This window comes from Flagellimonas nanhaiensis, from assembly GCF_003382275.1.
In the GTDB taxonomy this organism is placed as follows: domain Bacteria; phylum Bacteroidota; class Bacteroidia; order Flavobacteriales; family Flavobacteriaceae; genus Flagellimonas; species Flagellimonas nanhaiensis.
The window spans coordinates 706237-721015 of sequence record NZ_QTJX01000002.1 but is presented as its reverse complement, the minus strand read 5'-3'; the positions used below and the strand labels follow the sequence as shown (position 1 = coordinate 721015).

The following is a 14779-nucleotide window of genomic DNA, read 5'->3' as shown; positions in this document are numbered from 1 at the left end:
GCTTTTTTGCTTTGTTGCTTGTATACAAAATCAGCCTTCGGGTTGGCTGTTAAAATCTATTGTTTTTAATATTGCCTCCAGCTCAAACATATAGTTTCTTTTTTCTTCTGATGGAGCAAAGGTGAATCCCTCCAAAATTAATTTTCTGTCGTTCTCCTCATCATTTATGATGTAGGTAAGAAACGGGCCCGCCATGGGATAACCATTGATTTCCCATATACCTCGTACTTCTGCCGCCTTTTTACCTCCTATTCTGGCAGGAAAAACATAAGGGGCAAAAGCTTTCTCTGTCATCATAAACGTATTCTCGTATGGTCCGGGAACGTATTTCTTTCCGATGGAATCTCGCATTTTCACAATATCCTCCACAAAAGTGGAATCATTGGAGAAACTGTTTTTGGGCATGGTGTACGCAATAATGTTCATGGTTCCCTTGGGAATCTGAATGTCCATCCAAACAAAGTTTTTCTCCCGTTTCCCTACGGTGTAAAGCGAAGGCACCTTCAGTTGGATGCCAAATTCCTCTTGAAACGCCTTGTCCTTGCTCAAGGATCTTGTAAATCGTTTTTGGGCTTCAGCAATCTCCACCTTTTTAAAGGAGGAAATGGCCATTGAAGCTAAGGAATCTAGCCCATTGAGCAAATCTGTATCTTCAACCCCTTTTACCACCGCTACCTTTTGCGGTTTGGCATACACATCCGTTTTAATATGTGCTAGTGATGCCGAATCCTGTTCCACAAACAGAACAGATCTTGAATAGGTTGTTGCTCCCCTGAACACCTGAGGTGGAATCTGGGTGATGGTAAACTTGGGTTCTCCTTGTGGAAGTCCCAATACAGGTGCGGCAAAATGTTGTCTTATCCTATCTCCAACAGTGCCTTTCCAAAGTTCAGTATCCATGACCACCATTAGGGAATTAATGCCTCCAGTGGAAGGTGGGAGAAATCGCGGTTTTGGTCCGGAATCCTTACAGGACCATAGCACCATTAAAAGTATGGTGCAGCATAGTGTTCCAATTTTTTTCATACGAGTTAAATTTACGAAGAACAATCGCACAATTTAAGTTTTGTGCCCGGTTTAAGATTATTGCCACTAAGACCGTTCCATTCTCGTAAATTTTCAACGGAAATTCCAGGGTATTTTTGGGAAATGGTCCATAAAGAATCTCCTTTTTGAACCGTATGTACCTTTGAACCACTTGCTATCGCTCCTGAAGATGATTTGGAGTCCTTAGGTTTTGATGTACTCTTTTTGGGAATGTACGGTTTTCTTGGAAAGATGGTCAATCGCTGTCCTATCCTTAGATTATTGCTTCGCAATCCGTTCCATCTTTTTATTTGGCTAACCCCAACCCCATAGCGTTCCGCAATTTTGCCCAGATAATCCCCGCTTCTTACTTTGTAGCGAATCTGATTTTTGGTCTGCACCAGTTCCGGGAGGGGTTTCTCAAGGGAATCCAGTTCCTTTTTCACGAAGGCATAAATTGCCTCTTCGTTGGCCACATATTTCCCAATTTTGGAAGTTGGCAATCGCAAGGCATAGTTCTTGCCCTCAATTTTTGGGATAATATTCAGTTTATATGCTGGGTTGAGCATTTCCAATTCCTCCACACTCACATCTACCAGTTTGGAAATCTGATCAAAAGTGATCAGGTCTTTAACATGTACTGTATCCGTTTCAAAATAAGGTCTTTCAGCTTTTTTATACTGAAGGCCATGTTCTTCGGCGTATTCAAAAATGTACATGGTAGCCAAAAATGCTGGAAGATAGCCTGCTGTTTCACGTGGAAGAAATGGTCTAATGTTCCAGTAGTTCTTGTAACCGCCAGATCTACGGATGGCCTTGTTTACATTTCCCGGACCTGAGTTGTATGCCGCCAGGGCCAAATCCCAATCATCGAAAATGTCATAGAGTTTGGATAGGTACATGCTTGCGGCCTTAGTGGCCATAATAGGATCGTGACGCTCATCTACATAACTGCTCACATCCAGACCGTACATTTTTCCAGTACTGTACATAAACTGCCATAGTCCTTTGGCCCCAACCCGTGATCGCGCCCTTGGGTTCAGAGCAGATTCCACTATGGCCAAATACTTGATTTCAAGTGGAATATCTTGGTTGTCCAATTCCTGTTCAAATAGTGGAAAATAGAACTGGCTTGCAGTTATCATCCGCTGCATTAGGTCTTTCTTGCGCACCAAAAAAGATTTTATCACACTTTCCAAAGAAGGGTTATAGGAAATATTGAACGGGGTTTTTTCATCCATTCTGGCCAACCTTGCCTTTAAGGTATCGGTGGGCAATTCAACCAAAACATCTTCCACCGCCGATGGAGATTGAATTTCCAATTGCATATCACTGAACAACTGGGCACTTTCGTAGAGTTCCTTCAACCAAAGACGGTCATATTCCGCTGCTGCTTCCAGATCATTTAATTGGTACTTCCCTTCGGAACTCTTGGTCAAGGTCACCATGCCTCCATCCAGAGCTTGTGACGCAGGTTCGGTATTTAATTCTTGTGGTGAGGTTATACTGATCGTATCCTTGGTAAGGGTAGCAGTTTCATTAGCTTCTTGAGCACCTAAAATGCTTACCACAAAGAGTGATACTGCACAGACGGCTATGTTCAATTTTTGGTTCATTCGGATAGAGGATTTGGCTGTAGGGACCAGCTAAAATCATGTTTTTTTCCGAAATAGTAAAGTTTTTTGGCCCAAAACAGTAAAATCTGTGGGTAACTCCCACTAATTGATAACGTCCCGTCTAGTCCAATATTGCCGCTATGCCCGGCAGTGTGCGTCCTTCAAGACTCTCCAACATTGCCCCTCCTCCTGTGGAGACGTAGCTCACTTTGTCTTGAAAACCGAACTGTTTTACTGCCGCTACGGAATCGCCTCCACCAACTAATGAAAAGGCTCCTTTTTGGGTAGCTTCGTCTATGTAATTTCCGACCGAGATAGTGCCTTTGGCGAAATTTTCCATTTCAAAAACACCTACGGGACCGTTCCACAATATGGTCTTGGAGTCCAAAATTGCCTGTTTGAAATTTTCCAGCGTTTTTGGACCTGCATCCAGTCCTTGCCAGCCATCAGGAATTTCGTTTACATCCACATATTGGGTGTTTGCATTATTGTCAAAATCATCAGCGGCCAATACGTCAACAGGTAAATGTACCTTGACTCCTTTTGCTTCTGCTTGTTTTAAAATCTCTAGGGCGAGTTCCATCTTATCATCCTCGCAAATGGAATCCCCAACTTTTCCTCCTTGGGCCTTGATAAAAGTATAGGTCATTCCCCCTCCTACAATGAGATTGTCCACCTTGTCCAAAATATTTTCTATGATGGTAATCTTAGAGGACACTTTGGCCCCTCCAAGAATGGCAGTTACTGGCTTTTCCCCGGTCTGCATTACTTTTTCGATGGATTTTATTTCCTTGGCCAACAAATACCCGAAGCATTTGTTCCCTGGAAAAAACTGGGCCACAATGGTGGTTGAAGCATGTGCTCGGTGCGCTGTTCCAAAAGCATCGTTCACATAAATGTCCCCATGGTTTGAAAGCGCCTTTGCAAAGTCCTGGTCCCCTTGTTCTTCTTCTGCATGGAACCGAAGGTTTTCCAACAATAATACCTCTCCATTTTCCAAGTTTGAAACCGCAGTTTCGGCGGCATCACCAACACAATTTTCAGCAAACTTCACCTGCACTCCAATGATTTCGGAAACAGTATCACAGATATGGGAAAGGGACATATCTGGATTTGCCTTGCCTTTTGGTCTTCCCAAATGGCTCATTAAAACCGCAGATCCTCCGTCTTCCAGAACTTTTAAGATTGTAGGTTTTGCAGCCTCAATCCGGCTGGTATCGGTTACATTAAAATCACCATCTAACGGTACATTGAAATCTACACGGATCAGTGCTTTTTTATTTTCGAAATTGTAGTCATCTATAGTTTTCATTCGCCTGTATTTATGAGACTTCAAATGTAAAGATTTCCTGCTTTTTGCCTTGAAAGCTATCGTTATATTTTTAGGGTTTCAACAAAAAAAGGCGTAAAAGTTTTGGAACCTAAAAACTGTATCTTTGGTGCATGCTGTTCAAAAATGTTTTAGGGCTTGAGCATATAAAAAATCATCTGGTTACCACAGCAGAAACCGGAAGGGTGGCACATGCCCAATTGTTTGTGGGTCCGGAGGGGTCTGGCATCTTGCCCATGGCAGTAGCTTACGCACAATATTTGTTGTGTGGAAACAGTAGTGGAGAGAATGAAGGAGATAACGTTGACTGCAATGCTAAGTGTAATTCACTCACACACCCTGATCTTCATTTTGCTTTTCCGGTTTCCAATTCCGATAAGGTAAAGTCACATGCTGTTAGCGATAATTATTTGGAGGAATGGCGCCACTTTGTAAAGGAACAGCCTTATGGCAATCTGTTTGATTGGTACCGATATATTGGAATTGAAAAAAAACAAGGCCAAATAGGTGTAGATGAGGCCCAGGACATCGTTAAAAAATTATCCCTTAAATCTTATGAGGGAGGGTACAAGGTCCTTATACTTTGGATGGCCGAAAAAATGAACATTTCCTCGGCAAACAAGCTTTTGAAATTGATCGAGGAGCCTCCCCCAAAAACAGTGTTGTTGCTATTGGCCGAAGAGGAAGAACAGATTATCAATACGATTCGTTCCAGATGTCAAATTTTGCATTTCCCACCGCTATCTGAACAAGATATTTCTGCAGCTTTGGTGGAGCGGGGAGTCAAAACCTCGGAAGCCCATGCGATGGCTCAAGAAGCCAACGGCAACTTTAACAAGGCATTGGACTTGCTCAACAAAGACTCCGAAGACCTGGTGTTCGAACGTTGGTTTGTGCAATGGGTCAGAAGTGCTTTTAAGGCCAAGGGGAACAAAGGGGCCGTTCAAGAATTGATCTTATGGAGCGATGAGGTGGCCAAAACGGGAAGAGAGGTGCAGAAACAGTTCTTAAACTACTGCCTCGCCATGATGAGACAAGCCTTGCTGCTAAATTATAAGGCGGAGGAACTGGTCTATGCCAGAATTCATCTTGAAGGTTTTGACCTGAAAAAATTTGCGCCATTTGTTCATGAAAACAATATTGAGGACATTGTGGAAGAATTGGAAACAGCGATTTTTCATGTGGAACGAAATGGAAATTCTAAGCTCATCTTTACGGATTTGTCTATTAAACTCACCCGGCTCTTGCATGCCAAGGCCGCATAAATATCAACTATGGAAAACTTTATGGCACACACCGCGCAGATTTTGCTTTTAGCTTTTCTGGCGATTACCTTTTTACAGAGTGGATTGGACAAAATATTTGATTGGAAAGGCAACGTTGGTTGGCTGAATGACCATTTTTCCAAAACCTTTTTCAAGGGTACGGTTCCCGTTCTATTGGGAGTGGTCTTGTTCCTGGAGATGATTTCGGGTGTTCTTTGTGCTGTTGGAATTTTTCAATTGGTATTTGATGGAAAAACCGACATGGGACTTTATGGTGCGATTCTCTCTGCCATAACTTTGTTGTTGTTGCTCTTTGGACAAAGAGTGGCCAAGGATTATGATGGTGCCAGGACCATTGTTATCTATTTTATGCCCACGCTATTCCTGATTTACTTATTCCAGTAAACCATATTATTCAATATTTATCCAAAAAGAAAGGAGACAATTTTAGAATTGTCCCCTTTATATATGATAAACAGTTTGCTTACTTTTTGTACTTGTCGTTCAAGATTTTAAGAATGGCATCTGTCAAGTTTTGTGTTTCCTCACCATATAAAACGGATCCACCATCTCCACCTCCAAGTATGTAGGTATATCCGTTTGCCTTTCCATAGTCATTGATTTCTTTCTTCACTTTACTTACCAAAGAATCTATTTCAGTCTGACTTGATTGTTGCAACTGTTGCTCCTCTTGTTGTAACTGCTGACCAACAAACTGTCCTCTCTGTTGTAAAAGCGAATATTCCTCCTGGGCACTCTTTTGGGACATCTTTTGAGCTTTGGTCTGGAATTCCTGCAGCTCCAATTGAAAAGCTTGCGAAATACTGTCTCTCTTTTTTGCCAGTGCATCAGCTTTGGTCTTGAACTTGGCCTCAACATCAATCTTCTCTTGGTACCCATCCAACAACTTCACATTGTCTACATAACCAATTTTGTTTTGCTGACATGCCATAGCAACCATTGCGATTGCCAACACTAGTATTTTTTTCATGTTTCTCTTTTTAATGATGCGCAAAAATAGGAAAGCTTTTCTAATGGTTGTCATTATCATTCCATTAAGCCAAAAAAGTCAATAAACTAAGCCATAAGAAAAATTTATATGGATTGTACTCATTGATTTGATTTATTTATAAAAAACGGCTTTTTTAAACGCCCTGTGAGCAGCGTTTTTCCAACACTATGACAAACCCATTAGGAAGAGCGTAGTACGTTCCTTAGGCGTCATCAAATGGATTATTTGGCTCTTTTGAGCACATAAATAAGGGAAGAGTGCTCTTTTGTAAAGCAAGCTTTAATATTTGACCATAGTCCTACGAAAAAAGCACTTAAGAGATATAACTTATTGCCTTTGTATTTTTCCGAGAGCAATGAAACGTAAAATGCATCGAACCACATGGGACGTATTTGGACCACCTCTAAGTTATGTGGTTTAAAAAGTTTTGCAATTGACTCCTTTGAAAAATGCCATAAGTGTCTGGGGACATCATAACCCGCCCAATATCGCCCATAGTGTTTTGCATCAAAAGATTTAAAATTTGGAACGGCTATAATCAAGGTTCCTTTCGCTGCCAACAGTTCTTCAATCTTTACTATCTGTTTTTCCAATTCTGGGAGGTGTTCCAGCACATGCCATAACGTAATGATATCATATTGCTGTCCACGCAAATTGTTCAGTCCGGGTTTCAAATCCAATCCTTTATCCTTGGCAAGCGTTCTTGCTTTTTCATTTGGCTCAACTCCAGTTATAGTATAGCCGTTCTCCTGGGTATATAAGAGGAAATCCCCTGTTCCTGCGCCAATATCAAGTAGATTTCTGGATATATCTATCTGATTATCAATCAGTTGAAGCTTTTTCTTTAGATTTAGGCGTTTTACCTTTTGATATAATTGATCTACCAAACCGGTGCTGGAATCGGTATGGGAAATGTAGTTGTCGCTATCGTAGTAACCCTCCAAGTTTTCCGGTACTGGAGATGTACGAAGCATTTGAAACTCCTCATCCCAATGCAATTCAAAGGATTCACCTGATACTGAAAAGTCTTTAGTTTTTAAAAACAATTTCATTATAATTCTGTGTGGACAAGTATTCGTTTTTGAGTTCTCGAAGATATGTCAAAACTTTGTCCCTTGAAATAGAATCTTCGTGTAGGCAGTCTTTCTCCGAATCACTGAAAACCTCAATTGCAATATACCAACTTCCAACCCGGATAACAGATTCCGCATCATCAGATAAAATAGGTTCAACTCCATCATTTCCAACCGCAGCACTAAATGCAGCATCAAAAATAAAGGGAAACAGATTTAAAGCTTTGTTGGGTATTTCAACTTCATAGAAGGAAAAGAAATATTCTTTCTGATCTATAATAAAAGGGACTTCAACATCTACATAATAATCTTGCAGTCCAAATTTGGTGTTGACGTAATTATAAAACTCATTGGCATCTTTTGGGTCTTCAAAGACGAACACGGTCTTTTTTGGTAAACTTCTTCTAAATCTTTTTCCTTTGACAACTTTGTAGTCTTGAATTTTAGGAGCAATTCGAATTGGAATACAGGAATGAAAAGCAGCAAGCATTCCGATGAGCAATAAAGCTTTTTTCATTGATTTTTGGTTTGACATTTCAAATCAAAAATCAGACCACAACATAAATTTAACTGGGGTTTTGTTCCACGTGGAACAAAAAGTGATTATCTCCCGAGAAAAACCAATAAAACACTAATGTCCGCAGGTGAAACTCCGCTAATTCTTGACGCTTGGGATATAGTCACTGGCCTTATGGCCTCCAATTTTTCCCTGGCCTCGAATGAAAGCGACTTCAGTTTAGAATAATCGAAGTTGTCCGGGATTCTCACACTCTCCAAGCGGTGTAATTTATCAGCATTGTTTTTTTCCTTTTCAATATATCCAGAGTATTTAACCTGAATTTCCGCTTGCTCCAATACCTCAGAATCTAGTTTGTTTTCTTCAACATAATTTGCTACGGAGTCAATTTGAAGCATGTGATCCATGGTGACCCTCGGTCTGGAAAAAACCTTAAAAAGTTTATCGGATTGTGTCACCTTTGCAGAGTCAACCAACTCTAAAATTGGATTGATTTCTTCTTTGGTAAAGCTTGTTTTTTTGAAAAAATCGACAAAGTTTTTAGATTTTTCCTGTTTTTGCTCCATTCTCTGCATGCGTTCTTCTTTGGCGAGGCCAAGTTCATACCCCTTTGGGGTAAGTCTTAAGTCCGCATTATCTTGTCTTAACAGAGTTCTATATTCAGCCCTAGAGGTAAACATGCGATATGGTTCTTCCGTGCCCTTTGTAATTAAGTCATCTATTAGAACGCCGATATAGGCCTCATCCCTTTTCAGCACAAAAGCTTCCTTTTCCTGAATTTTCAGATGGGCATTAATTCCCGCCATCAAACCCTGAGAGGCAGCTTCTTCATATCCTGTAGTTCCATTAATCTGACCGGCAAAATAGAGATTCTCCAATAGTTTGGTCTCTAGGGTATGCTTCAACTGTGTAGGTGGAAAATAATCATACTCTATGGCATATCCAGGCCGAAAGAATTTCACATTTTCGAATCCTTTTACAGACTTTAAAGCTTTGTACTGAACATCTTCTGGAAGTGAAGTTGAAAAACCATTCACATAAACTTCAACGGTATGCCATCCTTCTGGTTCAACAAAAATCTGATGCCTGTCCTTATCCGCAAAACGGTGTATTTTATCCTCAATAGATGGGCAATATCTGGGTCCAATACTTTTAATCCTTCCATTGAACATTGGAGACCTATCAAACCCTTCTCGCAAAAGATCATGCACCAAATTGCTGGTATGCGTCATAAAGCAGTCGCGCTGTTCTTTAAGAACAGGGGTGTCCAAATACGAAAATTTATCAGGGTTGTCGTCGCCCGGTTGTACAATCATTTTGGAATAATCCAAAGAGCGACCATCCACCCTAGGAGGTGTTCCGGTTTTCATACGGCCACTATCGAAACCAATATCAACAAGTTGTTCCGTAATTCCAGTTGCTGACTTTTCACCCGCTCTACCTCCACCAAATTGTTTCTCTCCAATATGGATAAGTCCGTTTAAGAAAGTTCCATTGGTAAGCACCACTGCCTTACCCCGAATATCTATGCCAAGTGATGTTCTTACACCGACAACTTTTTCTCCTTCCACCAACAAACCAGACACCATCTCTTGATAAAAATCAGCATTGGGTGTATTCTCTAAAGCCAACCTCCACTCTTCAGCAAAACGCATACGATCGTTCTGTGCTCTTGGACTCCACATAGCGGGACCCTTTGACTTGTTAAGCATTTTGAACTGTATAGCAGACTTGTCCGTAATGACCCCACTATATCCGCCAAGAGCATCAATTTCTCGCACAATCTGTCCTTTGGCAATGCCTCCCATGGCGGGGTTGCACGACATCTGCCCAATGGTCTGCAGATTCATGGTAACCAACAAAGTCCGTGAACCCATATTGGCTGCGGCAGCAGTAGCCTCGGCTCCAGCGTGACCTCCCCCAACTACAATAACGTCATACTCCTTTTCAAACATAGCTATTGTTCCACGTGGAACATTTTAATTTTTTCTTCCTCTTTTGCTCTCATAACCACAGTCTCTTCATCAGTCTTGTCGCCGTACCCCAACAAGTGGAGCAAACCATGGCTCATAACTCTTTTCATCTCCATCTCAAAAGGCACTTCAAAAGTCTTTGCGTTATCCTTGACCCTATCTGTGGATATAAAAATATCCCCCGAAACCACCTTGCCATCACAATAATCAAAGGTGATAATATCAGTAAATGTGTCGTGCTTTAGATACTCCTGATTCAGCTCCAAAAGTTTTTCATCAGTATAAAAGATATAGCTGATGTCCCCTTGAGTGAAGCCTTCAGACTCAATAATCCTAGCTACCCAATCGGAGTACTCGGACAAATCCAGAATTCTATAGTCGGATTCGAAATGGAAACTAATCATCTTTGAAATAGACCTTTACCTTCTTTTCATAATTTCGGCGCAAAGGTAGTGCTTGTCTATTTAAAATCTCAACATCAATTTTATAATCCTCAAAGATCTCCGGTTTTGTAGTTATAGGATTAGTGAAAAGTTCCTGGCTGTTGTCACTCTTTCTTTCCTCTGTTTCGCCTTGTTGTAGCGAAGCATTTTCCAGTTTGAGTAATTGATGCTGTATATAATTTGCTTTATTCTTTGTTCGTTCTGTTATCCCATTTTCCAATAAGTCATTTTCGAAATCCCCCATCTGCTTGACCAACTTCTTGGCCAAATTTCTCTCCTGATTATTAATCATATCTTCCAACTGTTTCTCCAACTGCTGTCTTAGAAATTGTTGCTCTTTATATATTTCATATACCTCCTGTAATCCCATTTCAGAGCCACTAGAACCATCATTGCCTTCCGACCCTTGTCCACTTTCATTTCCTCCTTGTTCGCCATCCTTCTTGCCGCCCTCTTTGCCGCCACCTTCTTGTTTGCCTTGCTCACCTTCACCTTCTTTGCCCTCTCCAGATCCCTTCTCCTCTTGACCGCCCTTCTGCCCCTGCTGACCCTTACCATTCATTTTTTCTTGCACGTCTTGTTGTCTTTGGATAATATCTGGAAGTTGGAAGTCCGAACCTGAACCACTGCCTTGTCCTTTATTCATACTTTGCTGCATATTATCCAATACATCAGCCAAAAATTCAGCAAGTGAATTCGTGGCGTTCATAACATATTGCTGATAGGATGCCCCTTGAAAAACCTGATTGTCTGCAATACTCTCCAAGGCTTTGTCAATATTGTAATACACCTCTGTAATCTGTTCGTTTACAAATTCGGAAAGCTCCGCTCTTCTTAATGAAAGTGCAAACAAACTATCGTCTACATGCTCAAACAACCTTCTAAGCTCCTTCTGTTCTTTAACGGTTCTTGAAAACTGTGAAATATCAATGTCTATATTCTCCACTTTATCAAACAAAGCTTCTTGCTTGAATGAAAATGTAACCAGATTATCCAAAATCTGTCTCAACATTTCAGCATCTTCTGTTATGCTGGAGCCTCCACCGCCCATGGCCCCCTGTTTTAAAGATTCGCTCATTTCCTTCATCTTGTCAGCAGCTGATTTCTGTTTTTTAGACGCCTTATCACCAGCTTCCTTCTTTTCATCCTTCGTAGATGATTCTTCACTTCCTTGATGCTTGTTTATTTCTTCCAAGGCGTCTTTCTGGTCCTGTTTAACCTCCTCAGACTTTTTCTTGTCTATTTCCAAATCCATGGGTTTCTGCAGGCCTTCATTATCCTTCTTTAATTCATCAAGTTCTTTGGACAATTCCTCAAAATCCTCATTTAACCTTTTCTGTTCCTTATCCGAAAAGTCTTCACCAAGTTTAAGCTCAGATAACAACTTCTGGCGTTTGGCCATATTTTCCAATTCTTTCGATAATTGGGAAGCCTTTTCAGTAACGTAGTACCTCTTTGTTAATTCTAAAATTTGTTCAAGACTCTTTGCATTTGAGCTTTGTTTCTTTCCAAGTTCCTCCAACTTCTTTTTAAATTCTTCTTCATTTATCTTCTCCGTAAGTTTGTTCAATTCCTCTAGCAGTTTTTCATTTTTTCTCGCTTCCAATTCTTGACGTTCCAGTCGCTCTTGAAGCATTTTCCTCGTTTCCTCATTCTCACTCTCTCGGCTCAAGCTTTCTTTCAATTGTTGGCTGAACTTCTCCATAAGTTCGTCCTGCTGCTCCTGCTTCTTAATAAAATCCTTAATTTGATTCTTATCCTCGAAATTGAGAGCTTTGGACTCCTTCTGTTCCCTTTGTATTTCCTTAAGCGTTTTGCTCTGCTCCTTATATTTCTTTAGTGTTCCCTCAAAACTCTTTACCACACTGTTTTGAATGCTTAACTCTCTCTTAATCAGTTGGTTATTATCAAAATAGTTTGCATCAAACTCCTTACTTCTAGCCACTTTTCCACCTCTAAGTCCATCATTATCAACCACTTCAAAGTACAATCTGTAGCTTCTTCCTTCCTCCAAGTCCAATCCCGAAGGGAACGTATAATAAAACCGATGAAAATCTGAACCTGGTGTTTCCAACAAAATCCTTTGACTACTGCTTCGGTCATCAACGGGATAACATACCAAATGAAGACGATTAATTCCATAATCATCTTTTGCCTCTCCTCTATAAAAAGATTGATTGGGTCTCAAAGAATCAAGGGACTGTTCCACCACAACAGTCGGCCTATCGTCATTAACAACATCGATGGAATAAGAAAGTTTCTCGTAATCTTTTATAAACTCGTTGGATGTTCTAAGCTCATAACGTAGATCAGCATAAATGTTCTGGCTATGTGTAAAATCACTATCGTCTTTTTCAAATAAACTCATGGTATCCTTGCTTGCAATACCAATCTCCTCCACATTATTTCCCTTTACGTTCCAAGTCACCCTGGTACCTTCGGGAACAACCGCATTCCCAGATCCAGAAATAATCTCAGCCTCCCGATTGAGATAAGATGGATATTTAAGTTGCATCTTAAAATCAACCAGCCTCGGAGTCCTATGGGTCACTATTGAATAGGTTTTTGAATCCCACCCATTGGCCGTTAAATAAAATGAGCTTGTTTCTACCGGGGCACTGAAATTATGGGAAAATACCCCTTCATTCTTTTGTAACAACAACTGCTCACCATTAACCACCATATAAACATTCTCTGGTTGCATTTCTCCATCAACTGCCACTGCTATCGTAAGCGATTCATTATCCAAAACCTCCAAGTCCTCATTGAGCAAACGAAAGCTAAAAGGTGCAGGGCGTTCGTATGCCATATCGTAATTCAATACTCTCTGATGCGATTCAAAGAACGAAGCAACATTTCCAGAAAGCATCAACAAACCAAAGACTGCTAGCGGTGCTAACAGATATCTTGCATATCTGAGACTCTCCTTAACATCAACCGCCTCAGTAAAAGGTACCGGACCAAGTAACCTGGCCCTTTGGTCAATACTGGCCAATAAGAGTTCCGATTTATCACTGTCATCTGCAAACTCCATCAAATTCATAAGCTTGTCGTTGACCTTGGGAAAATGCAACCCAATCAATCGGGAAGCCTCCATATGTGTTATGCCCTTCTTTAGCTTGAACAAATATGCCAACGGTTCACCAATGAACTTGTACAGCAAGTATATCTCCACGCCAAGGAAAAGCACAAAGAGTGTCAAACGCCATTTCTGATTTAGCCAAAAGAGGTGTTCCATTGACGTAACAGCAATCCAAAAAAGTAATCCAAGCGTTAAAAAAAGTAGGATTCCTTTCACCAAACGCTTGGTGTAATACTTCTTAATGAAGCCATTAAGCTTGTCCAGGATTTTCTGATAACTATCCAAATTCCACTATATTTATTACCAAGATACCCGATACCAGCCAATTCGGCTGAAAATTTTTTGTTAAAACCCATGATGAAAGATTTCAAATATTTGGCAGCAATGACCATCCCCATAGCGGCTGTTGTCAGTATCTACCTCAAGGGATTCTGGAGCTACCTCACCCCTATCTATGCATTTGTTATTATACCCATTTTGGAACTCCTGGTCCCTCAGGACCCTTCCAATCTGACCTCAGAAGAACGTTCGAGTAAATCACAAAATCGGTTTTTTGACTGGGTGTTGTACGTCAACATTCCCATTGTATTTTCCATACTCTTTTATGCACTTTGGGATATCTCATCGCACACCTACGGGGTTTCTGAAACAATTGGCATGGCCCTTTCAGTGGGCATAGTCCTAGGTGTAAATGGCATAAACGTGGGCCATGAGCTAGGTCATAGGCAATCGTCCAATGAACGCCATCTGGGAAAGCTTCTTTTGTTGCCTTCTTTCTACATGCACTTTTACATTGAGCATAATTTTGGTCACCATGCCAATGCCGCCACCAAAGAAGATCCTGCCACAGCAAAGTACAATCAGAGTCTATATTCCTTTTGGATAACCTCAATTGTGGGTCAATATTTCAGCGCCTGGAAGTTGCAATCCCAAATACTGAAACGGGAACAAAAAGGTTTTATCAGTTTAAAAAATGACATGTTGTGGTATACCCTTTTTCAGATTTGCTATGCTATTTTAGTCTACCTGTTTCTTGGACTCAACACCCTCTATTTTGCACTTTCAGTAGGCTTAATAGGATTTTTATTGCTCGAAACCGTAAACTATATTGAGCATTATGGGTTGGTCCGAAAAAAGCTTTCCTCCGGAAGATATGAACGTGTTAGGGAAAGCCATTCCTGGAACAGTAACCACATTATTGGTAGAATTGTTTTGTACGAGCTAACGCGCCACAGCGACCACCATTATAAGTCCTCTAAAAAATATCAATTATTGGATTGCCATGATTCATCACCTCAAATGCCCTACGGCTATCCCACCTCCATGGTCCTTTCCTTTCTACCTCCTTTGTGGTTTAAAATCATGAATCCCAGAATTCCTTCTGAAATGAAAAATGCTACATAGCAAATACCTTTTTTCATCTAATAATGCACCGTATCTTT

12 protein-coding genes are annotated in these 14779 nt (G+C 40.7%); 3 read left to right on the top strand and 9 right to left on the bottom strand.

What is annotated here, in order from left to right:
* Positions 1 to 30: 30 nt before the first annotated feature.
* The 3 genes from DX873_RS10720 to DX873_RS10710 all read right to left on the bottom strand — a co-directional run bounded on the left by DX873_RS10720 (position 31) and on the right by DX873_RS10710 (position 3954).
* On the bottom strand, positions 31 to 1026 hold the full coding sequence (locus DX873_RS10720) for a DUF4837 family protein (RefSeq protein WP_116184431.1): 996 nt from the start codon (positions 1024 to 1026) through the stop codon (positions 31 to 33).
* Between the two features lie 11 nt (positions 1027 to 1037).
* Positions 1038 to 2642 carry a lytic transglycosylase domain-containing protein gene (locus DX873_RS10715; protein WP_116184430.1) on the bottom strand — a complete coding sequence of 535 codons (1605 nt, stop codon included), beginning with the start codon at positions 2640 to 2642 and terminating at the stop codon, positions 1038 to 1040.
* A gap of 121 nt (positions 2643 to 2763) precedes the next feature.
* Positions 2764 to 3954: a phosphoglycerate kinase gene (locus DX873_RS10710; RefSeq protein ID WP_116184429.1), complete on the bottom strand. Its 1191-nt coding sequence runs from the start codon at positions 3952 to 3954 to the stop codon at positions 2764 to 2766.
* Positions 3955 to 4085: 131 nt separating this feature from the next.
* Between DX873_RS10710 and DX873_RS10705 the strand changes: the two genes are divergently transcribed.
* The gene (locus tag DX873_RS10705) at positions 4086 to 5237 is read left to right on the top strand and encodes a DNA polymerase III subunit (protein WP_116184428.1); all 1152 of its coding nucleotides are present in this window, start codon (positions 4086 to 4088) and stop codon (positions 5235 to 5237) included.
* Between the two features lie 9 nt (positions 5238 to 5246).
* A complete protein-coding gene (locus DX873_RS10700) occupies positions 5247 to 5642 on the top strand; it encodes a DoxX family protein (protein WP_232520897.1) in 396 nt (131 codons plus the stop codon).
* Positions 5643 to 5721: 79 nt separating this feature from the next.
* Here the strand turns inward: DX873_RS10700 and DX873_RS10695 are convergent, their stop codons facing one another.
* The 6 genes from DX873_RS10695 to DX873_RS10670 all read right to left on the bottom strand — a co-directional run bounded on the left by DX873_RS10695 (position 5722) and on the right by DX873_RS10670 (position 13622).
* The gene (locus tag DX873_RS10695) at positions 5722 to 6228 is read right to left on the bottom strand and encodes an OmpH/Skp family outer membrane protein (protein ID WP_116184877.1); all 507 of its coding nucleotides are present in this window, start codon (positions 6226 to 6228) and stop codon (positions 5722 to 5724) included.
* Positions 6229 to 6470: 242 nt separating this feature from the next.
* Entirely contained in the window at positions 6471 to 7301 is an 831-nt protein-coding gene (locus tag DX873_RS10690; protein WP_116184427.1) for a class I SAM-dependent methyltransferase, read from the bottom strand.
* Positions 7279 to 7839 (bottom strand): hypothetical protein, encoded by a 561-nt coding sequence (locus DX873_RS10685; protein ID WP_116184426.1) that lies wholly within the window; start codon positions 7837 to 7839, stop codon positions 7279 to 7281. Before DX873_RS10685 ends, DX873_RS10690 begins: the two co-directional genes overlap by 23 nt.
* Positions 7840 to 7925: 86 nt before the next feature.
* Positions 7926 to 9794 (bottom strand): tRNA uridine-5-carboxymethylaminomethyl(34) synthesis enzyme MnmG, encoded by a 1869-nt coding sequence (gene mnmG, locus DX873_RS10680; RefSeq protein ID WP_116184425.1) that lies wholly within the window; start codon positions 9792 to 9794, stop codon positions 7926 to 7928.
* A 2-nt stretch (positions 9795 to 9796) separates the two neighbouring features.
* A complete protein-coding gene (ybeY, locus tag DX873_RS10675; RefSeq protein WP_116184424.1) occupies positions 9797 to 10216 on the bottom strand; it encodes an rRNA maturation RNase YbeY in 420 nt (139 codons plus the stop codon).
* On the bottom strand, positions 10209 to 13622 hold the full coding sequence (locus DX873_RS10670) for a hypothetical protein (protein WP_116184423.1): 3414 nt from the start codon (positions 13620 to 13622) through the stop codon (positions 10209 to 10211). The genes ybeY and DX873_RS10670 overlap by 8 nt, the downstream gene beginning before the upstream one ends.
* A gap of 69 nt (positions 13623 to 13691) precedes the next feature.
* On the opposite strand from DX873_RS10670, the gene DX873_RS10665 reads away from it, so the two are divergent.
* Positions 13692 to 14741 carry an alkane 1-monooxygenase gene (locus DX873_RS10665; RefSeq protein WP_313777745.1) on the top strand — a complete coding sequence of 350 codons (1050 nt, stop codon included), beginning with the start codon at positions 13692 to 13694 and terminating at the stop codon, positions 14739 to 14741.
* Positions 14742 to 14779 lie beyond the last annotated feature (38 nt).